Raw genomic sequence first — 20,456 nt, 5'->3', positions numbered from 1 at the left:
TCAGATCCTTTTTCATTCGTAACATAGAATAGTTGATTACTGTATCTGCTTAACTAGGCTTTAGAGACTGCCTACTTTCCAGATGCTACAATATTAACCTCGCCATCTTTTTTGTTTTGGATGTTAGCTTTTCTTAGCTTGATAGACATGTGGAGGTAGCCCAAACACTGCGATTGGTAGTGTTTTTTATTTGTTAGCATCTTACAAATTTTGTTAAGATGAAATAGTTGGTGTAGGGAAAATATTTTAGGAGCTGAATAGGGTGAAGAGATATTTTGTTAATAATCGACATAAGAAAGTACACATCACAGAATGGGGTAATAAGAAAAATCCGGTTATCTTTTGTTTACATGGGTTAGGTGGCTCTAGTCTTACTTTTATAGAAGTGGCTGACAAACTAAAAGATGAGTATAGATTTGTTACATGTTTTGTGCAACTAACAAATCAGATGATGTTCACTATTGCTTTCATTTCTGCAATAACGAATTCAATAGATGATAGAACGTATATTTGGTATAATTGAAACATACTACTTAAAATGATGCACATGAGTTATAAAATTTATGTAAAGAGGTAAGGACTACATAACAATAACTAAATTTAAAAGTTCTAGTACATATAAGATTCAGTTCATGTTAAGCAAATTCATTATCAGAAAGGAAAAGATGTAATGAATCAAATTTCATTTGAAGATTTATTTGAAGAGGAAAAAGAAACGGTGGAGGTAGCTGAGATACCAGTACCTTTATCGCCATTGCAACAAGATATATTGGGATTATTTAATTCTGAAGAAATAAGTGCACTTGAGCTATGTGAACAATTAGTACGAGCTGGTAAAATACCCGATGAAAGATTCACTACGAATAAGCCGAAAGCATATGGACAAGTATGCTTACTATTAGAAGGTTTTGTTAAAGAAGGAAAGCTGGTTTTTGTCAAAAGTGATGAGAAAAGAGATAGGGTATATAAAGTGAAACTTTAATCAGTGGGGGGCATCCCCCACTGATTATTAGCCTACACCAATCGGGCGTTTACGGGCAGCTATTCTCCCACCTAACTTCTTTGCTCCAGCCGAATTTTGAGGTGGGAGTCTTACTGCCCACAAATAGCGGGATAAAATGAAAGAAGAAGTTTCTAACACATAAGTTGTACAGGGTATAGTAAAGAAATAAGGATGAAGCATCATTAAGCATGTAAAGAAAAGTTAAAGTTATGTAGGGACTAGGTTTAAACGGCCTAGTCCCTTATATAAGTGGGAAATGTAAATAATATTTTTTGTTTGGCTTTTTCTTCGCGTTGCTATGTTATCCTTTAATAAAGCGATAAATGAAACTAAAACTTAATCACGTGAGGTTAGTTTTAAATGATAAAGAAATTTACTAGAGTAGTATTAACTGCAGTTATGCCAATCGGTCTTATTACCGGTTGTGGGACTACTGAAAAAACTGAAGTACAAGAGCCGAAAGCGGTACAAGCGGAGAAAAAGGATTATACGGATTACTCATATGGTAGCAAAGGTATATTAGTAAGCGGCAAAGCGAAAGAACGTCAACAATACGAGATTGGGTATATGGATGATAACAAGTTAATTGGGATCGATGAAAATATTGAGGACTGTATTATTTTAGATAATAAAGATGAAGCAGGTTACATTTGGAAACAAATAGAGCGCGGATCTATTATTGAAGTGCAATACGGTAAGGACCGCAACGACATCGTAGGCGTACAATTAGTAGGAGATCGTGAGCCATACGAAATTAGTGACAAGTTTGATCGAAATACGATAAACGAGATTGTTGGAAAAGTTAAAGGTAATTTGTAATAGATGTATTTTGCTAGTATATGATCTATTATCATGACATGGCGAATCGCATACATAAAATTTGAAATCAACGGCATTTTTAATATGAAAATGCCGTTGATTTATTTTAAAAAGTAAATGGTATTCTATAATCTTGTAGAAAAATACGTATTAAAAAATGCACTAATAAATTATTCCCCTTTTATTTATGACGATCGCCGTAAGGTCATTGCCCAAAATAAAAGAGCACAAGCACTAACGGATGCACCTAATATACAAACTCCGTTCCATCCGTAGCTTGCATAAATGTTTGTGGAAAGAATTGCACCTGTTGCACTGCCGATAGAATAAAAAATCATGTAACTGGCAGTGAGGCGACTTCTCGCTTCTGGACGCACTGTGAAAAGTATACTTTGATTGGTGACATGTACAGCTTGCACAGCTAAATCTAAAAGGATAACACCGATAACTAGTAGGAATAGAGAATGGTTCATTAATTTAATTAGGAGCCATGAAAGTAATAATAAGGATAAGGCTATGCCAGTAGTTCTCTCTCCGAATCCGCGATCAGCAAGTTGTCCGGCTTTAGTGGCAGCTAATGCACCAGCAACTCCAGCAAGACCAAATGCTCCGATAGCTGTATGTGATAGATTATATGGTGCAACACTTAGAGGTAAAACTAATGAAGTCCATAAAATACTGAATGAAGTAAAAATAAGCAATGCTAATATTCCGCGAATACGTAAGATCCTTTCTTCTACAAATAATAAGAGAACAGAACGTAATAATTTACGATAGGTCATAGCTGTTTTTTTATGTTCAAGACTAGGTAAATTACGATATAACAAACCAATTACGAAGAGCATAAGTACAGCAGAGGTGAGATAAACGGAACGCCATCCCGCTAGATCTGTTAATGTTCCGGCAAATGTACGTGCAAGTAGAATTCCTATTACGACACCACTCGTGACGAAACCTACTATTCGCCCACGGTCTTTTGGGTTAGCTAAAATGGATGCGTATGCGACGAGTGTCTGCGTAACAGTCGCAAGAATTCCGACTAAGGCCATACCTATAAAAAGTACGGTACTGGAAGGAGCGACTCCGACCACAATTAAAGCGAAAACGGATAAAAGCATTTGAACAATGATAAGTCTTTTTTGGTTTAACAAATCACCAAGTGGAACTAATAAAAGTAATCCGAGTGCATAACAAACTTGAGTAATCGTAATAACGACACCAATAGTTGAATGGTTGATCTTAAACGCATTTGATAAAGAATCAAGTAGAGGATGAGCGAAGTATATATTCGCCACAGCCATCCCGCAAGCTATTGAAAATAATAGAGTTATATAGCGGGGCATGATTGTATTGATAGGTGATTGGAACTGATCATTATTCTGTGTAAGAGCAGCTGTCATTTTTTCTTTAGTATCCATAATATCATCTCCTTTTGTTATTAAAATAATGTACCGAACGGTATGTTATTTCGTAAGTCAAATATAATCAGGGATAAGTTACTATGTCAAGTGAATTGTAAATTAAATTCAGTTTCTTTTGACATATCATTTATAATTTAATACGATATATAATATACTGATTAGTACATAAAAACGTGATTTATAATTTAGAAAACAGGTGAAAAAAGAGGAGGGGTTAAATGGCTCGACTACGTGAATTTGATAAAGAAAAAGCTTTAGATGCTGCTATGCAACTTTTTTGGGAGAAAGGATACGCTGCTACTTCATTAAGTGATCTAACTGCTAAAATGGAAATACAAAGACCGAGTTTATATGCAGCATTTGGTGATAAAGAAGGGCTGTTTGAAGCTGCATTACGGAGATACACGAATTTACACGCAGCTAGCATTCGAACAAAACTTCAAAAAGAACAATCTGTAAAAGAGGCCATTCGTATATTTTTTGAAAATATGGTGGAAGAGGAATATAAAAAAGAATCAAATAAAGGCTGTTTTTGTATTAACACAATGGTTGAGATTGCCCCTCATAATGAAAAATTTGAAGTGCTGACTAGAGAACATCAAATGTATCTTTCAGTTATATTTCAAGAATTAATTACTAAAGGCATTCAGTCTGGAGAACTGCAAAGTGATGTGAATGCTAAAGCATTGGCACAAACGCTAGTCACTTCATTAATTGGATTAACGGTGTTAATGAAATCTCGCCCAGAACGTTCATTTGTAGATAATTCGGTATGTATCATATTATCGTTACTAAAATAAATGTAACAGAATTGTATTTCAATCAACTATGTCGATTATAGACACTTTTATTTATAAGCTTTTAACTTTAAGCACTGAATTGTCTACGAAGGCAACAAGTGCTTTTTATTTTCGTGTAAATATGAGCAGGTGAATCATAATGGTTGTCTGCAATATATGAAGATTGTTGGAGACATTTGTAATTAGGCATCGGATAAGAGATGAATGAAAACACTATATAAGCCCCTTCAAAGCCCCTTATAAGCACCTACCAAGTAATAAATCACTAAGAAAAAGAAAAAGAAAAAACAAAAACAAAAACAAAAACAAAAACAAAAACAAAAACAAAAACAACTACAAGAACAAAAAAGCGCGAAAAAATAAAACCGTCGTTGTAGTAGTTAAAAAAATTTGGAATTCAAATGCAAAAACAAAGCCCTCATTCCTATATGTATATTGAAGGATTGAAATTTGCCTTTTTATGAATAAAAGGAGGTGGGAAACATATGGCGGTGTACCGTAATGTGCAGGTGAACTTTTGGCAAGATGAATTTATTTTAGATTTAACGCCAGAAGAGCGTTATTTTTACATATATTTGTTAACTGGTACGAAAACGAAGCAATGTGGAATTTACATATTACCGAAGCGTTTGGCAGAGCTTGAAACTGGTTACAGTATGGAGACTGTTGAGAAGTTATTGAACCGGTTTGTGGAATACGGGAAGATTTTATATGATGCGGAAACGAAAGAGTTATTCATTATAAATTGGTTACACTATAATCCTATTTTTAATGCGAACATAGAGAAATGTGTATTACGTGAGCTGAAAATGGTGAAAAGTAAAGAGTTCCTACATAAGTTTTTACGTAAATGTCTTGAAGAAGAATGCAAGATTCCGTTATTACTTCAGTATTTTGGTATGCCAGAGGAAGAGATTGATAGTAATTCACATCAAGTAATTATTCAAGAGAAGGAAGAGGTAGAAAGAGTAGAGGATGCCACTCCGCATAGTGAAGTTTATAAATTTTACGAACAAAACATTAGTAGTCTATCTCCATATATCGCGAAGGAATTAAAGGAATGGATGCAAAGAGTTTCAGGAGATAAAGTACTAGAGGTACTTAAAATTGCGTTTGAAAATAATAAGGGGACACTTGCTTATGTGAAGGGGATTTTGAGGAATTGGTGTAGCGAATATAGTGGAGAAAAGTGTGTAATGGGAAGTTTAGAGAGAAGGAGAAGTGTTTTGAGTAGTGTTTTTTAATTTACATAAATTTAATACAGAATATACGTTCGTATACAGTGGGTTGTATGCTATACTACAATTAAATAAGGGTATTTTTATAATAGATAAAAAGATGCGGGGGAACAAAGTTTGACTACTAATACATCTCATTTGTTTCAATATATTCATATGACAGAAGAACAGGAACAATTATCATCACGTTATTTAGAAACGAGAGAAGAAGAGGTTTTAAATAATATTCAACTAACGACAATTAGAGATCAAAAAAGAGGCGATTTTGCCGAGCGATTTATAAATGATTTTAGAAAAGTATATAAACAAGATCCGGATTTCTTTCGGTTATTTTATTATTTGCTAGGGGAGCAATTGTTAAATGTTCTTATAATAAGGTTTAAATATGTGAATTTTTCTAATATGAAGGTTTATTTAGAAAAAAGTGAACTTCCTTTGGAGAAACTTGTAGCAAGTGCATGCAAATATTTATCCAATATTTCAAGTTATGTGGATGAAGCGTATGTTTTTCTTAGAGAATTAATAAGCGAGAATCCGAACTATATAGAAGAGCAGTTGTCAGCTTTATCAATAAAGCAGCAATTATCGCTACTTCTTGTAATGTTTGAAGTAGATTATGAGAGATTCCGTACATATAGCTCTTTATTGGACGAGAGATTAGAAGAACATGCTGAATTTATATTGAATTTGAATGGAGAAAAGGAAAAGGTTGAAGCTGTTGAACGGTATATAAAAGGTGAAAGTGATAGGGAATTATTTGTAGGTGGGGCTTTACCAGAATATATTTGGCGGCTATTATTTAGTATTCATAAGTATTCAAATGTTGCGAGGCGATATGTTGAAATATTAGCGAAGAGAAACGTTTGGGGTTTTATGAACCATGCTACGCGTTACATGTGTCAAGCTCTCGGTCAGCTTCAAAACTACAAAAGAACAGGTAGTGTAAATAAGAAAACATATGATGAAATTCAAAGTTTTTGTAAACAGTTTTGGATTTCTGAGGAAAGATTTTTTGCGCACCGTCTGAGGCAACATGATTTAAATAATGAAGAATTTTGTAAGACGTATGAATATGAATTGCTATGCTTCATGGCGAAAGAAAATCCTAAATTTGTTCAACGTACTTTGCATTATTTAAGTAAAATTAATTATCTCATCATCGCACGAATGTTAGCTGAAAAAGGACATGAGCTAAATAGAGGGAAAATGCGAGAAGAATTTTTTGTGGCTGCTTTGCAAATTAAATTGTCTACAGTGCGGGATACATATCGTGATTATTTAATAGGGAAAGTGTCATTTGAGGATATGAAGCAAATACTTAAAAATCCTAAGTATAGAAGTATGTATTGGGGGATGCCAGTATTAGAGGTTGCACTCCTTTGGGATGTAGATGATGTAGCGAAGAGGGAAGCTGTACTTACACTGCAATTCGGAGATGAATATAACGTTAATTTATACGAACTTCTGTACGAATGTTCTGTCAGAGGGATAGAACCGAAACAAGTATTAGAAGATCTTCTTTCGTATGGATTAAGTCAGGAAAAGCTTATCACTTATGCAGTTGAACAAGCTGCATGCTACAGTGAAGAGAGAAACAAGGCGAAGGAAGCGCTCGTTCATGTCATTGTAAAAGAACAAGCATACATAATTGAACGATTTGATGAATATTCTGCTGTGGCCAAAGCGTATATTTTAGAAGAGTTAGCAAAGGATAACATGATTAAAATGCGTCCCATTTTGATCAAATGCTTAGGAGATTCATCTAAAAAAATGCGCGAGTCTGTAGTGGAAATTCTTTCGAAAGATGAAGGAGCTGCGGCAAATGTAGCAGCTGAACTTCATAATAAAAAGAAAATTGTTCGTGAAAGTGTGATGAAAATACTACTAGAGTATAAGGTTAGGAAATATATACAACTGGTACAGGAAGCTTTACAAGAAAAGAAGAATGCTTCTTTTGTTGAGAAATTTGCTCCGTTACTTGAAGTGGGTGAAGATTCAGAAAATATAGAAGAACTTTGTAGTCGTATAGTAACGGAACAAAAAAGAAATTCATTTGTGCAATGGATTGGGAACGAACCACAAATTCGTCTTCGTAATTCAAATGAAATAGCCGATGTAAAACTTCCGCTAGCATATGTAAATCAGTATGTATCAGATTCCGTTATTGAGAAGAAAGATGCGGCTGAAGTAATTAGTACTATTTTGAATGAACAAGACTTGAAGGAATATGTACAAGAAATATATCAAGTATGGATTTCTCAAGATGCAGATGTGAAGAAACGTGGTATTCTTTCGTTATATGGGATGTATAGTGATGATAAAATGGTCGGTATACTTAAAAAGCAAATTGATGAATGGGTGCTTGATATGAGAGGAAAGATTGCAGCAGATGCTGTTCGGGCTCTAGGGTTGTCCTCATCTAAGCTTGCACTTGTGTCTATTCATGCGATGGCATTTAAATATAAGCATAAGTTAGTGCGTAATGCGGCAAAAGAAGCACTAAGTCTTGCTGCGAAAACACGTGGTATAACAGAAGAAGAGTTGGAAGATCAATTGGTACCAAACCTTGGTTTCAATATACGTTGTGAAAAGAAGATTGATTTTGGAAATAGATGTTTTACTGCTATTTTAACTTCAGATTCAAAAATTGAATTAGCGACAGAAGAAGGAAAACGTATGAAGTCACTTCCAAAGCCAAATGCAAAAGATGATGTAGAAAAAGCTGAAGAAGCTAAGAAAGAGTTAGCCGCTTTAAAGAAAGAGCTTCGAAGTGCTCTTTCCATGCAGAAACAACGTTTGGAAACTGCTCTATCACTAAAGCGCTATTGGTCATACGATACGTGGAAGCCGGTATTTATGGAAAATCCAATTATGAAGCAATTTGCCATTTCACTTGTTTGGGGTGAATATACGGAAGGAAAGTTGCTGAGAACGTTCCGTTGTGTGGAGGATGATATGTTTTATTCAATGATAGGAGAGCATCATGAGCTTTCACCTGGAACTGTTATTGGTTTAATTCATCCGTTAGAATTATCCGAGGTGGAAAAGGAAGTGTGGAAAGAGCAACTGACAAATTCCGGAATTGTTCAGCCATTCCTACAAATTGAACGGCCAGTGTTTGTAGTAGAGGAAAATGATAAGATTGATGTTGAGAGATTTGGCGGTATTTTACTAAATGGTCGCTCGTTATTCGGTAAGATGACGAAACTTGGATGGACTCGCGGATCGGTTCAAGATGGCGGTGTTTATTATACGTTTTATAAAGAAGACACTAGAACTGGAGTAGGAGCGGAACTTTCATTTAGCGGAGCGCCAATTGGATATGAAGGTGAAGAAGATGTATGTGTATTTGAAATTCAATTTTATAAGGCAGGCAAAGTGAACCGCGGTTCATATGAATACGACGAAATTGATGATGAGAGACGCATTGTACCAAAACAAGTAGATAAGCGCTTCTTTAGTGAAATGTTATATGATGTGCAATTAGCGACCGATTCAAATCTTGGTCATAATGAAAGCTGGCGTAGCGGACGATAAGAAAAACCCCCTTCATTGATAGGAAAATGAAGGGGGTTTTTCAATTTTTCTAAAAGGTTCTTTCACAATAGAAGCGAATAGATTGAGAGAGGAGGGATTGTATGGAAGTCGTCATAAAAAAGAAACGAAATAGGGGAAAAAGAATTTTTATTTGGTCTAGTAGTATCGTTCTTTTTTTGTTTATTTGCGCTATGATTTTTTTGAACATATATACGCTTAGTTCTGTGCCAAAGATAGATGGAACGATAAAACTTGAGGATTTACAACATGCTGTTGCGGTGAAACGAGATAGTAAAGGTGTACCACATATTAAAGCGGAAAATGCGCATGATTTATATTTCTCGCAAGGGTATGTACAAGCGCAAGATCGTTTGTTTCAAATGGATTTAAGTAGAAGACAAGCTTCTGGTATGTTAAGTGAAGTTGTAGGGGAAGCAGCTGTTGATCGAGATAAATTGTTTCGAACGCTCGGTTTACGGCGAGCAGCCGAAGCGTCTGTTAGTCAATATGATGGAGAAGCGAAATATGCCCTGCAGTCATTTGCTGATGGGGTGAATACTTTTATACGTGAGGCAAAAGAGGAAAAGAAATTGCCGGTTGAGTTTACTTTATTAGGCTATGAACCTGCTGAATGGTCAATCGTGGATTCTTTAACGATTGGAAAGTATATGGCGTTTGATTTAGGAGGACATTGGCACGGACAAGCATTTCGATATTGGGCGCTGAAAAATTTACCGAAAGAGCAAGCAAATGAGCTATTTCCTACATATCCGAAAGATGCGCCTAGATTGCTAGCTGAATTGAAAAATACAAATGTGGATGTAGCACAAAGTTTTTCAAAGACAGTTATTCCACCAGAGTTTAACGGTAGTAATAACTGGGTTGTGAGTGGTGAAAAGAGTGTATCTGGTAAGCCGATTTTAGCGGATGATCCTCATTTATCTCTTGCGACACCTTCTATTTGGTATCAATCGCAACTTGAAATGAAAGATTTACATGTGAGTGGCGTTATTTTCGCAGGAGTACCAGGCGTTATATTAGGACACAATGACAAAATAGCATGGGGCGTTACGAATACAGGTCCTGATGTGCAAGATTTATATATTGAGAAGCGAAATCCTAATAATGAAAATGAATTTTTGTATAACGATAAATGGGAAAAGGCTACGGTTGTTGATGAATCTATTAAAGTAAAAGGCGGGAAAACAATTCCGTATAACGTTACGGTTACGAGGCATGGTCCAGTTATTTCAGAGTTTGCGGATAAAGGAAAAGAGAAAACAAAAACAGTATTCGCTTTGAAATGGACTGCTTTGGAGCCTTCCGCTGAATTAAAGGCTGTATTAAATATGAATAAGGCGAAAGATTGGAATGAGTTTGAAACGGCTCTTCAAGATTTTCATACACCAACTCAAAACTTTGTGTTTGCATCAAATGACGGAACCATTGCTTACAAAGCGAATGGAAATATACCAGTGCGTAAAAAAGGTGATGGTAGTTTGCCAGTGCCAGGATGGACAGATGAATATGAATGGGAAGGGTATATTCCGTTTGATCAGCTACCGAAAGTAATAAATCCAAAACAAGGGTTTATTTCAACTGCAAATAATAAAATTGTTGATGATAATTATCCGTACCATATCAGTAATACGTGGGCGCAACCCTACAGGCAAATGCGTATTCAAGAGTTTTTGCAAGAGAAGGATAAGTATACGGTAAAAGATTTAGAAGAGTTACAGATGGATCAAAAAAATTTATACGGGAAAGAATTTGCTCCTATATTTTTAAAAGAGTTAAATAAAGCATCTTTAAATGAAGTAGAGAAAGAAGGCGTAAAACAATTAACAAAGTGGAATTTTTACGATAGTAAAGATGAAGCTGCACCATTAATATTCCATTTGTTAATGAAAGAGATTTCGAATACGCTATTTTCAAAAGAAATACCGAAAGATGTGATGGAGTTATTTGAAGGGAAGTCACAAGTAGTTGATGAATTGATTCGAAAAGAAGTAGCAGGAGAAAATAGCGCTTGGTTTACGAAGTACGGAGGGTTCACGAAAGTTGTGCATACATCGTACGAGAATGTAATGAAAAAATTACAGAAGGAATATGGACCTGATGTTGCAGAGTGGAAGTGGGGCGATTACCATCAACTTGCTTTTACACATCCGATTTCGAGATCATCTAGTATGTTAGCATTACTTGCATTTAATCGTGAGAAACCAGTTCCAATTGGCGGAAGCCAAGTTACCGTTCAAGCAGCAAGTTACGGAGATAACGGTATTGTCAATCACGGAGCTTCTTGGCGATTCGTTATTGATACGAAAGATATGTCAAACGGTTATCATATCGTAGGGCCAGGACAATCGGGACATTTTAGAAGCGATTGGTATCATGATCAAATAGATGATTGGGTGAACGGTGATTATCATACGACTACACTTAATACAGATGGGATAGAAGGGAAAGTGTTAAATTTAGTCCCTAAATAATGTGTAGATATTTTGAGATGGAATGGTTTGTAAAGGAGCGGGAGAACCGCTCTTTTTTTGAATTATTTTTCTTATGGAATATATGTGAAACATTGTATAGAATAAGCAAGAATGCCAAACAATATAGGGGGAAACTTGTGAAGAAAAGTAAGAGTTTAGTAAGTATTTTAGGAGTGTGTATCATGTTGTTTTCTTTTTGTTTCCAGGGAAATATACAGGCGGATGTAAATACTGTTCAATCTGGAAAAATAAAATCAGGAAACGTAACGGTATGGGAAGTAGGCAATGTAGCGAAAGTGTTAGCAGATGTAGAGCGCTTGAATTTAAATACGGTGAATGTACCGATTCAAGTAGATATTCCGGATGTGAATTCGGCTAATATGGTAATTAATCAGGCGCAAAAGAAACAAGCTATTATTTTAATTCAAGAATTATTAAAGCGTAATATACAAGTTATAGTGGAGCCGTTTCCGTTTATTCAGCAAGGAAATATTGGAGAAACAGAGTGGAACCCTAGTAATATTAACGATTTCTTCTGGAATTGGAAAACGGTTGTTTTACAAGATATTTTTAATTCCATTACAAGTAAGTACAATGTTTATGGGCTGAAAATCGCTTCTAATTTCGTTAATATGGAATATGCAGAAGGATATTGGAATGATACGATTAATTTTGTTCGCCAGCAGTATAAAGGAAATGTTTTGTATCAAATGAACTGGTGGTTAACTGCAAGTTGGGATCCTTCCTTTGAGGCGAAATTTGAAGAGAAAATAAATCGCCCGTATTTAAAAAAGGTGGACATTGTAAGTATTGATAGTTGGTTTGAAGTTTCAGGAAAAAGAAATCCATCATACGAAGAAGTAAAACAAAGCTTATTTGCGACGACAGTATACAATCGTGGCCAAAGTGTCGTTCAGCAACTTGAGACATTACATAAAACAACAGGAAAGCCAGTTTATTTTGGTGGATTTAACGTTCCAGCACGCGAACTTGGATTACAAAGCCCGTGGAACCCAGATGTTACGAATGTGTTTTCGAAAGATGTACAACTTAACGGGTGGCGTGCTTACCGAGATGTATTAGAAGCGAAGCCATATTTTAAAGGTTTTTCAATTTGGTTTATCGGATCTAATGATAGTAATCATTCATATCAAATACATAGTAAAGAAGCAGAGACAGTTATTAATGGCTGGTATCGAAAATAAATTTTATAAAATAGGTAAGTTTTAGAATCTATTACATATATTTTAGTGAAAGGCCTTTCACCATCTTATCACCTAGGGGGCAATCATAATGAAATTTTTGTCATACCTTACAGTAATTTTGGTGATTCTTGGCGGTTTGAATTGGTTGTTTGTGGCGTTAGATTATAATGTAGTTGAGAAATGGTTTGGTTCTATGCCGGCGCTTGTGGATACTATTTATTGGCTCTTTGGTCTTTCAGCTATTTATCAAATTTTCGATCGGTTCTTTACGAGTAAGTAGCTATTATACTTAATTACTAGAGTGTTAAGTACGATTATGTACTTAACACTTTTTTGTATGTTTATAAAAAGCAGGGTGCACATGCAAGCGATTCCATTGCGTCTTGCACCGTAATAACGGAAAACAAATTGACCGTGTATTGTATATAGGTTATAATTCAGAAAGTTTAAAAAATAATAAAAATGAGAAATAGGGAGGTTATCTGGGTGATGGAGAGAGTGTATAATTTTTCAGCAGGACCATCTATACTCCCTTTGCCAGTTTTAGAGAAAGTGCAAAAGGAGCTTGTAAATTATAACGGGACAGGCATGTCTGTTATGGAAATGAGCCATAGATCTTCTTATTTCCAAAGTATTATTGATGAAGCAAGTAGCTTACTTCGTGAATTAATGAACATTCCTGATGGGTATGAAGTTTTATTTTTACAGGGTGGTGCGTCATTACAATTTTCTATGATACCGTTAAATTTAATGAGTACGTATAAAAAAGCTGGGTACGTACTGACAGGTTCATGGTCTAAAAAGGCGCTGCAAGAAGCCGGAAAAGTAGGAGAAGTACAAGTGATTGCTTCTTCTGAAAAAGATAAGTTTACTACGATTCCTAAAATGGATGATTTACCAAAGGATGAAGAACTAGATTATGTACATATTACAACGAACAATACAATTGAGGGGACAAAATATGTGGATATTCCACATTTAGAAAGAGTGCCGCTCGTTGCGGATATGTCCTCAAATATTTTATCAGAACAATATGATGTTACGAAGTTTGGTCTCATATATGCGGGTGCGCAAAAGAATTTAGGGCCAGCGGGTTTAACGATTGTAATTATAAAAAGAGATTTAATTGGCAGTGCAAATAGTGCTTGTCCTACGATGTTAAACTATGAAACTTACAGTAAAAATAACTCCCTATATAATACACCGCCATCCTTTAGTATTTATGTAGCAAAACTTGTACTAGAGTGGTTGAAAGAACAAGGCGGGGTATCTGCGATTGAAGAACAGAATAGAATGAAATCTTCACTTCTTTACAATTTTTTAGATGAATCTAAATTGTTTACTTCACCAGTTGATCCCACGTATCGGTCACTTATGAATATTCCGTTTACAACACCGTCAGAAGAGCTTAACAATCAGTTTTTACAAAAATCGAAAGAGCGCGGTTTCGTTACGCTAAAGGGACATCGTTCAGTCGGCGGTATGCGCGCTAGTGTTTACAATGCGATGCCAACCCAAGGTGTACAAGAATTAGTAGACTATATGAAGGAATTTGAGCTTGAAAATAGATAGGGAGATGGGGATATGTTTCGTGTTCAGACGTTAAATCAAATTGCCGAAAAGGGTTTGCAAATTTTTGATGGGAATCGCTATGAAATTGGAGACAAAGTAGGTCATCCAGATGGTATTTTACTTCGCAGCTATTCTTTACATCAAGAAGAGTTTTCAGAAGATTTAAAGGCGATTGCAAGAGCTGGTGCCGGTGTAAATAATATTCCTGTTGAGCGTTGTACGGAAAAAGGGATTGTAGTATTTAATACGCCAGGGGCTAATGCGAATGCAGTGAAGGAACTTATTATCGCAAGCCTTATTATGTCTTCCCGTAATATTATAAACGGAGTGAGCTGGACGAAAGAGTTGGATGGAGAAGAAGTACCACAGCTTGTTGAAGCAGGGAAGAAGCAATTCGTTGGATCAGAAATTGCAGGGAAACGTTTAGGTGTTATCGGTCTTGGCGCAATCGGTGCTTTAGTTGCGAACGATGCGTTATCTTTAGGGATGGACGTTGTTGGCTACGACCCGTATATATCAGTTGAAACAGCATGGCGTCTTTCTACGCAAGTACAAAGAGCGTTTAGCCTAGATGAAATCTTTGCAACGTGTGATTATATTACACTTCATATTCCTCTTACGAACCAAACGAAGGGGATTATTGGTGAACACGCTATAGAGACGATGAAAAAAGGAATGCGTCTATTCAATTTCTCAAGAGGAGAACTTGTAGATGAAAAAGTCCTTCAAAAAGCGTTAGAAGAAGATATTATTACACATTACGTAACAGATTTCCCGAATGAAGATGTTATAAAGATGAAAAATGTAACAGCAACGCCTCATCTTGGTGCATCTACGTCTGAATCTGAAGAAAATTGTGCAGTAATGGCTGCACGTCAATTACGTGAATATTTAGAGACAGGTAATATTCGTAATTCAGTAAACTATCCAAACGTAGAACTTCCGTACATTGGAAAAAAACGAATTACAATTATGCATCAAAACGTTCCGAACATGGTAGGACAAATTACAGGATGCTTAGCAGAACATCATATTAATATTGCGGATATGATTAATCGTAGTAAACATTCTTGGGCGTACACAATGATTGATATTGATAACGGAATTGATGATATAATAAAAGAGAATATTGTGGAAAATATAAGCAAAATCACAGGTGTTGTAGCTGTTCGAATGATTGTGTAAAGGAGAGAGAAATTTGGCAAAAATCCGACCGTTTCGTGCTATTCGTCCAGTAGAAGGAAAAGCAGCACAAGTAGCAGCTTTACCGTATGACGTATTAAATAGTGAAGAGGCAAGAGAAGTTGTAAAAGGGAATCCATATTCTTTCTTACACGTTGATAAAGCAGAAATTGATTTAGACCCGGCACTTTCACCGTACGATGATCGCGTATATGAAAAAGCGGGTGAAAATTTAAAGCAATTTATACAAGAAGAAGTGTTCGTTCAAGATGAGGAGCCAGCGCTTTACATTTATGAACTGACGATGCAAGGAAGAACGCAGTCAGGCCTTGTCGTTTGTACATCGATTGACGAGTATGAAGATGATACAATTAAAAAACATGAAAGAACGCGTCATGAAAAAGAACTTGATCGTATTCGCCACGTAGATGTGTGTGATGCAAATACGGGGCCTATCTTTTTAACGTATCGTACGAAAGAAGATGTGAAACGTATCATTGCAAGCTGGAAAGAAGAACATGCGCCAATCTTTACATTTACAGCAGAAGATGGTGTGGAGCATGTTGCGTGGAAAATAGCTGATGAAGAAGTAATTGCAAATTTAGTAAACGCATTTGAAGATATTCCTAGTCTTTACATTGCAGATGGACATCACCGCTCTGCATCAGCTGCAAAAGTAGGACTAATGCGAAGAGAGCAATATCCGAATTACACAGGAGAAGAGGAATTCAATTTCTTCCTATCTGTTTTATTCCCTCATGATGAATTATCAATTTGGGACTATAACCGGGTTGTGAAAGATTTAAATGGTTTATCAGTCGAGCAGTTTTTAAAGCAAATTACGCAGTACTTTTATGTAGAAGAAGCAAATGGTTCTCCGTATAAACCAAATGAACCAAAATCATTTGGCATGTATGTAAACGAGAAGTGGTATAAGCTCACTGTGAAAGAGGAAACGTTTGATGCGAATGATCTCGTTAAAGGTTTAGATGTATCTATTCTGCAAGATCATTTATTAAGCCAAGTACTTGAAATACATGATCCACGATCTGATTCACGCATTGATTTTGTCGGAGGAATCCGCGGATTAGAAGAACTAGAACGCCTTGTAAATAGCGGTGAATATAAAGCAGCGTTTTCATTATATCCGACATCAATGGAAGCTTTATTATCAATCGCAGACGCTGGAGAAATTATGCCACCAAAATCAACGTGGTTTGAACCAAAACTGCGCAGTGGGTTGTTTGTTCATTCGTTAAAATAAATATAGACTTCTTTAGATTGAAAAACCGAAATGATTATAGTTTCGGTTTTTCTTATGTTAAAAGTGTTTTTGAGGAGGGGTATCGATGAAACTGCAAGTAGGCGAAAAAATCACCTTTGAGCGAACTTTTACAAAAGAAGATGTTGTTTTATTTACAGAAGTATCTAAAGATGAAGGTGTTCATCATGTTACACCAGATGAGCAGGGGAGATTTGTTGTACAAGGGCTGTTAACATCAACGCTGCCTACAAAAATTGGCGGTGACTATAACGTACTAGCTCGCAAGATGGATTTTGAATTTTTACGTCCTGTTTTTAGCGGTGATACAATTCGTTGTGACGTAACTATTGAACAATTTGAACCCGATGAAAAACATCGCACAAAAATTATTGCGATGTTTATATGTAGGAATCAACTGGAAAAGGAAGTGTTGAAGGGAAGTTTTTCGGGGATTATTCTTTAGTTAGTAGAAAAAGTAATGAATAGGTGGGGGGCCATGTCACTCGGGCTTAGATTTTTAATTCCACCATAACGAAAGTTTTATGCATTGCTGAATACTGATAATAAAACGTTATGTAATATACTCTGTTCTTTTCTTAACTAATAGAAGAATAGTTGAATAAGCTCGTCAACAAAAAGGACATTCCTAGTATTACAAGAAATGTCCTTTCCACTAATTTATAGGATACTTTGCTAAAATTCAAACTCTAAAATCAGTTTACTAGTTTGACCTGTAAACTGATAATTATAGGACCCTCTCAGACTTTCTAAGTTACCAGTAGCTTTAATAATTGTTCCTGGGGAATCTAGATTTCCTTTATCAAATATTCCTTGCTCTATAGCTGTAAATGTCCCTTGTTGCCCCTTATAAATTCCTTCAAAGTGTAAAAATCCAGAAATTTTAGCAGTAGCCAAGTGACCATCATTTATATTTGAGTCTAAATAATATAATAAGTATTCAACAAAAGCTTTTCCTTTTAATTCACCATCAATATCATATTCAACATGGGCAATATTAATAGGGAAATCTTTTCTAGTATCATCGATTAGTTTTTCATCCCATTTACTTACTGTAAATGTTACTTCCATAAACGTAATCTCCCTCCAATTATATACTTTTAAAAAGTATCAATTCACAGTCATATCTCATAGGAGTGTTTTTATTTATTCCACGCCACTCTCTAAAATAGAAAAGGATACATTTTCACAATCAATTTCTGCCATCGCACCGTAAGGTAAAATAAACTTCGGCTCGGTATGGCCAAAATTTAAATTATAAAGAATCGGTAAATCTTCTAAATTATGTTCTTTCATTACTTGCAGTATTTCGTGTTTATATTCTTCATAATACATTTCGTCTTTTGGTTTACCAAAAATGATGCCCCTTGCTTTTTGCAGAATGCCTTGTGCTGCATAATTTCGTAACCAATACTTTATATAGCTTGGTTCTGGATGGTCTTCAGAAGTTTCAAAGAAAAGGATACGATTCTCCCAATATTTTTTCTCAGGCCAAAGCTCCGTTCCTTTTGCAAATTCCAATACTTCTATACAACCACCAATTAAGCGTCCTTGTATGGTAGTAGAGCCTTGAAGTAGTTCATAGCCATTGTTTTGTTGCATCGTACGCTTTGTATCTTTATTTACCTCTATCCATTCTAAACGCTCACTTGTCCATTCATGAGCTGGTTGAATCTCGCCAATTGTCTCATTTGAAAAGAGAATCCGATTTACCATTTCAACTGTATATGGATCCATCTCTATATTTTCGGCAAAATCGGTCAAAATTGCTGGACCGTATAAAGAGGAAAGACCTGCTTTATGGCAAAATAAATGTGAAATAGTAACGTCAGAGTATCCCATAAAAATTTTCGGGTTTTCACGTATTACATTAAAATCTATATAAGGAAGTAAGCGAATGCTATCTTCACCGCCAATATTCGCAATAATTGCTTTCACGCGCGTATCTTTAAATGCTGTCATTAAATCTTCCGCACGAGCCTCTGGGTTGTTATAAAGGTATTCGCTACCTTTTAAGCTATTTGGCATTGGAATAACCGTAAGACCAAAAACTTCTTCTAATCTTTTTACTCCTTGCTCATATCGCCATCTTATTTCAGAATCGCCTGCGCCTCCCCATGAAGGGCTTACTGTTGCTACGATATCTCCTGCCTGTAACCTCTTTGGTTTTATTAACATGTTAACACCGCTCCTACATAATGTAATGGACTACGACTATACAAACTGTAGCTTTGAAAAAACATGATGCATCACATTAATTTCTGCGTTATCAATCCGTTTACCTGCTGGTATTCAAGAATTTAGCACTCGTGTTGAATATAGGAATAATCGATTTATATTTGAAAATCACAGTATGCAACATTGCATAAGAAAGATGGTTGCTATTTTCTATAACCTGTAACTATAATAGTTACAGATTGGTCGTATCCAATCAAAAAATATAATCATCATGAATGGAGAGGTTACATATGGGTATGAAAAAATTAATTTTAGCAGGTGCTTTAGGGATCGCAGCATTATCAGGAACGAATTTACCAGGATTAGAACTATCAAAAGCGAGTGCCGCTTCTATTGAATCAAATTTCTCGACGTTAGAAGGGCGAGTAGTAGAAGTGGATAACGGTGTAATTGTTGTAAAATCTAAGCAATATGAGGAACTTGTTAGTGTGTATATTGATTCATTTTCAAATGTGAAAGTAGGGGATGAAGTAAAAGCTACTGGATCTATGATGCGTAATTTTACGGAATATATGATTGCAAATACAGTTGAAAATACGTCAAATAAATTAGGTATGCACATGAAAGAAGACGGTTCTCCTGATTATGTAATTGGGGAAGTATCAAAAATAGGAACGATTGAAGATGAGGGGAACGGTTCTACTAAATATGTTGTAGTGCAGTATCCATCAGTAAATGGGAAGAAAGCTATTATTGAAGTGTACTTAACTAAAGGACAAGTATTTAATACGGGTGAGAAAGTAAAAATTGATATGAAGTATGTAGGCTGGGGCGGAATTTCTATTAACTACAACACAACGGATCATATCGAAAAAGTTCATGAAGTAAAGAGCAACGTTGAAAATAATGAGGATGTATGGATCTGGTCTTAATAAGGCGAGTATAAGTCGTTATTTGCAATTTACTCCAAACAATAAATGTAAAAACTAAATGTATCATGCAGTACCCATCAAATTATCATGTGTATGACAATTTGATGGGTATTTTTTATTTTGTGTTTTTTGAGAATAAGGGATTTTCGATTAGAATATGATGTTTAAATCGGAGCGAGTTTAAAAAATACAATATTGAAAGAGGTGTTTAAGGGTGGAGCGAGATGAGAATTATTTACGAGCTAAAAAAAGGGTGGAGAATTTAAAAGCGTTTTACATTCATTTAACGGTCTATATACTAGTTAATTTGATGCTTTTTTTTATAAATATAAGCTCTGATTCAAGTAAATTATGGTTTTTATATCCACTGGGAGGTTGGGGGATCGGTATCGTTATACACGGTTTGACAACTTTTCCATTTGGGATATTCGGAAAAGAGTGGGAAGAACGAAAGATTAAAGAATATATGGAGAAAGATAAGTAAATCTTTTTCTGCAATGTATGAATATAAAATACAATAGCAAGTATCTTTTAGAACATAGCATGTTTATAAAAACTAAACTTAAATTTGCTGGAGAAGAATCCATTTTGATGAAACTTTCTTTCGAAGCTACATTAATAAGTGTGGGGAGACGGAAGGTAGAATCCACTTAGGAGGATATCAGTTGGAATTAGTGATGATAGTAATAGAAATCTACAAATTGAAATAGTAATCAATGCCGAGGTATAAGCGGGGAGAAAATGACATATAAATCTCTGTGATCACATGCTTGATGCGAAGTTTATTCTATAGCT

At 35.5% G+C, this 20,456-nt stretch carries 17 protein-coding genes and 1 pseudogene; 15 read left to right on the top strand and 3 right to left on the bottom strand.

Features of this window, described 5'->3' with window-relative positions:
* Positions 1-262: 262 nt before the first annotated feature.
* The 3 genes and pseudogenes from MKY70_RS17000 to MKY70_RS16990 all read left to right on the top strand — a co-directional run.
* Positions 263-424, top strand: a pseudogene (locus tag MKY70_RS17000) (alpha/beta fold hydrolase); the annotation flags it as partial.
* A 246-nt stretch (positions 425-670) separates the two neighbouring features.
* Positions 671-982 carry a DUF3895 domain-containing protein gene (locus tag MKY70_RS16995; RefSeq protein ID WP_002190151.1) on the top strand — a complete coding sequence of 104 codons (312 nt, stop codon included), beginning with the start codon at positions 671-673 and terminating at the stop codon, positions 980-982.
* A 381-nt stretch (positions 983-1,363) separates the two neighbouring features.
* Positions 1,364-1,822 (top strand): hypothetical protein, encoded by a 459-nt coding sequence (locus MKY70_RS16990; RefSeq protein WP_088030802.1) that lies wholly within the window; start codon positions 1,364-1,366, stop codon positions 1,820-1,822.
* A gap of 185 nt (positions 1,823-2,007) precedes the next feature.
* Here MKY70_RS16990 and MKY70_RS16985 read toward each other — a convergent pair whose 3' ends face one another.
* Entirely contained in the window at positions 2,008-3,240 is a 1,233-nt protein-coding gene (locus MKY70_RS16985; RefSeq protein ID WP_016101037.1) for an MFS transporter, read from the bottom strand.
* 221 nt (positions 3,241-3,461) lie between these two features.
* Between MKY70_RS16985 and MKY70_RS16980 the strand changes: the two genes are divergently transcribed.
* From MKY70_RS16980 to MKY70_RS16935, 10 genes are all read left to right on the top strand, one after another.
* Positions 3,462-4,043, top strand: a complete 582-nt coding sequence (locus MKY70_RS16980; RefSeq protein ID WP_341025326.1) for a TetR/AcrR family transcriptional regulator — start codon at positions 3,462-3,464, stop codon at positions 4,041-4,043.
* 485 nt (positions 4,044-4,528) lie between these two features.
* Positions 4,529-5,287, top strand: coding sequence for a DnaD domain-containing protein (locus MKY70_RS16975; RefSeq protein WP_341025324.1), 759 nt, complete (start codon positions 4,529-4,531; stop codon positions 5,285-5,287).
* 111 nt (positions 5,288-5,398) lie between these two features.
* Complete coding sequence (locus MKY70_RS16970; RefSeq protein ID WP_341025322.1) at positions 5,399-8,818, top strand: DUF4132 domain-containing protein; 3,420 nt, start codon at positions 5,399-5,401, stop codon at positions 8,816-8,818.
* A 101-nt stretch (positions 8,819-8,919) separates the two neighbouring features.
* On the top strand, positions 8,920-11,310 hold the full coding sequence (locus tag MKY70_RS16965) for a penicillin acylase family protein (RefSeq protein WP_341025320.1): 2,391 nt from the start codon (positions 8,920-8,922) through the stop codon (positions 11,308-11,310).
* A gap of 137 nt (positions 11,311-11,447) precedes the next feature.
* Positions 11,448-12,515, top strand: coding sequence for a glycoside hydrolase family 113 (locus tag MKY70_RS16960; RefSeq protein WP_341025318.1), 1,068 nt, complete (start codon positions 11,448-11,450; stop codon positions 12,513-12,515).
* Between the two features lie 88 nt (positions 12,516-12,603).
* Positions 12,604-12,795, top strand: a complete 192-nt coding sequence (locus MKY70_RS16955; RefSeq protein WP_002084566.1) for a DUF378 domain-containing protein — start codon at positions 12,604-12,606, stop codon at positions 12,793-12,795.
* A gap of 209 nt (positions 12,796-13,004) precedes the next feature.
* Complete coding sequence (gene serC / locus MKY70_RS16950) at positions 13,005-14,087, top strand: 3-phosphoserine/phosphohydroxythreonine transaminase (RefSeq protein WP_341025316.1); 1,083 nt, start codon at positions 13,005-13,007, stop codon at positions 14,085-14,087.
* A 12-nt stretch (positions 14,088-14,099) separates the two neighbouring features.
* Positions 14,100-15,272: a 3-phosphoglycerate dehydrogenase family protein gene (locus MKY70_RS16945; RefSeq protein ID WP_341025315.1), complete on the top strand. Its 1,173-nt coding sequence runs from the start codon at positions 14,100-14,102 to the stop codon at positions 15,270-15,272.
* Positions 15,273-15,285: 13 nt separating this feature from the next.
* On the top strand, positions 15,286-16,533 hold the full coding sequence (locus tag MKY70_RS16940; protein ID WP_113733533.1) for a DUF1015 domain-containing protein: 1,248 nt from the start codon (positions 15,286-15,288) through the stop codon (positions 16,531-16,533).
* Between the two features lie 85 nt (positions 16,534-16,618).
* Positions 16,619-16,996 carry an enoyl-CoA hydratase gene (locus MKY70_RS16935; protein ID WP_113733534.1) on the top strand — a complete coding sequence of 126 codons (378 nt, stop codon included), beginning with the start codon at positions 16,619-16,621 and terminating at the stop codon, positions 16,994-16,996.
* A 230-nt stretch (positions 16,997-17,226) separates the two neighbouring features.
* Here the strand turns inward: MKY70_RS16935 and MKY70_RS16930 are convergent, their stop codons facing one another.
* Together MKY70_RS16930 and MKY70_RS16925 are read right to left on the bottom strand one after the other, a co-directional pair.
* Positions 17,227-17,622: a DUF3224 domain-containing protein gene (locus MKY70_RS16930; RefSeq protein WP_044443456.1), complete on the bottom strand. Its 396-nt coding sequence runs from the start codon at positions 17,620-17,622 to the stop codon at positions 17,227-17,229.
* A gap of 75 nt (positions 17,623-17,697) precedes the next feature.
* Positions 17,698-18,729 carry a S66 family peptidase gene (locus tag MKY70_RS16925; RefSeq protein ID WP_341025314.1) on the bottom strand — a complete coding sequence of 344 codons (1,032 nt, stop codon included), beginning with the start codon at positions 18,727-18,729 and terminating at the stop codon, positions 17,698-17,700.
* A gap of 290 nt (positions 18,730-19,019) precedes the next feature.
* Between MKY70_RS16925 and MKY70_RS16920 the strand changes: the two genes are divergently transcribed.
* Positions 19,020-19,661, top strand: a complete 642-nt coding sequence (locus MKY70_RS16920) for an ATP F0F1 synthase subunit alpha (protein ID WP_088030792.1) — start codon at positions 19,020-19,022, stop codon at positions 19,659-19,661.
* A 214-nt stretch (positions 19,662-19,875) separates the two neighbouring features.
* Positions 19,876-20,145, top strand: coding sequence for a 2TM domain-containing protein (locus MKY70_RS16915; RefSeq protein WP_000438994.1), 270 nt, complete (start codon positions 19,876-19,878; stop codon positions 20,143-20,145).
* Positions 20,146-20,456: the final 311 nt, after the last annotated feature.

Origin of the sequence: Bacillus sp. FSL R9-9492 (assembly GCF_038007365.1) — a bacterium.
In the GTDB taxonomy this organism is placed as follows: domain Bacteria; phylum Bacillota; class Bacilli; order Bacillales; family Bacillaceae_G; genus Bacillus_A; species Bacillus_A mycoides.
Note: the sequence above shows the minus strand (reverse complement) of the source record. Positions and strands in the feature narration are given on the sequence as shown.

Excerpts from the sequence above, each read along its gene's own strand:
- MKY70_RS16995 (WP_002190151.1), top strand. The coding sequence starts at position 671 with ATGAATCAAATTTCATTTGAAGATTTATTTGAAGAGGAAAAAGAAACG.
- MKY70_RS16990 (WP_088030802.1), top strand. The coding sequence starts at position 1,364 with ATGATAAAGAAATTTACTAGAGTAGTATTAACTGCAGTTATGCCAATC.
- MKY70_RS16985 (WP_016101037.1), bottom strand. The coding sequence starts at position 3,240 with ATGGATACTAAAGAAAAAATGACAGCTGCTCTTACACAGAATAATGAT.
- MKY70_RS16980 (WP_341025326.1), top strand. The coding sequence starts at position 3,462 with ATGGCTCGACTACGTGAATTTGATAAAGAAAAAGCTTTAGATGCTGCT.
- MKY70_RS16975 (WP_341025324.1), top strand. The coding sequence starts at position 4,529 with ATGGCGGTGTACCGTAATGTGCAGGTGAACTTTTGGCAAGATGAATTT.
- MKY70_RS16965 (WP_341025320.1), top strand. The coding sequence starts at position 8,920 with ATGGAAGTCGTCATAAAAAAGAAACGAAATAGGGGAAAAAGAATTTTT.
- MKY70_RS16955 (WP_002084566.1), top strand. The coding sequence starts at position 12,604 with ATGAAATTTTTGTCATACCTTACAGTAATTTTGGTGATTCTTGGCGGT.
- serC (WP_341025316.1), top strand. The coding sequence starts at position 13,005 with ATGGAGAGAGTGTATAATTTTTCAGCAGGACCATCTATACTCCCTTTG.
- MKY70_RS16945 (WP_341025315.1), top strand. The coding sequence starts at position 14,100 with ATGTTTCGTGTTCAGACGTTAAATCAAATTGCCGAAAAGGGTTTGCAA.
- MKY70_RS16935 (WP_113733534.1), top strand. The coding sequence starts at position 16,619 with ATGAAACTGCAAGTAGGCGAAAAAATCACCTTTGAGCGAACTTTTACA.
- MKY70_RS16930 (WP_044443456.1), bottom strand. The coding sequence starts at position 17,622 with ATGGAAGTAACATTTACAGTAAGTAAATGGGATGAAAAACTAATCGAT.
- MKY70_RS16925 (WP_341025314.1), bottom strand. The coding sequence starts at position 18,729 with ATGTTAATAAAACCAAAGAGGTTACAGGCAGGAGATATCGTAGCAACA.
- MKY70_RS16920 (WP_088030792.1), top strand. The coding sequence starts at position 19,020 with ATGGGTATGAAAAAATTAATTTTAGCAGGTGCTTTAGGGATCGCAGCA.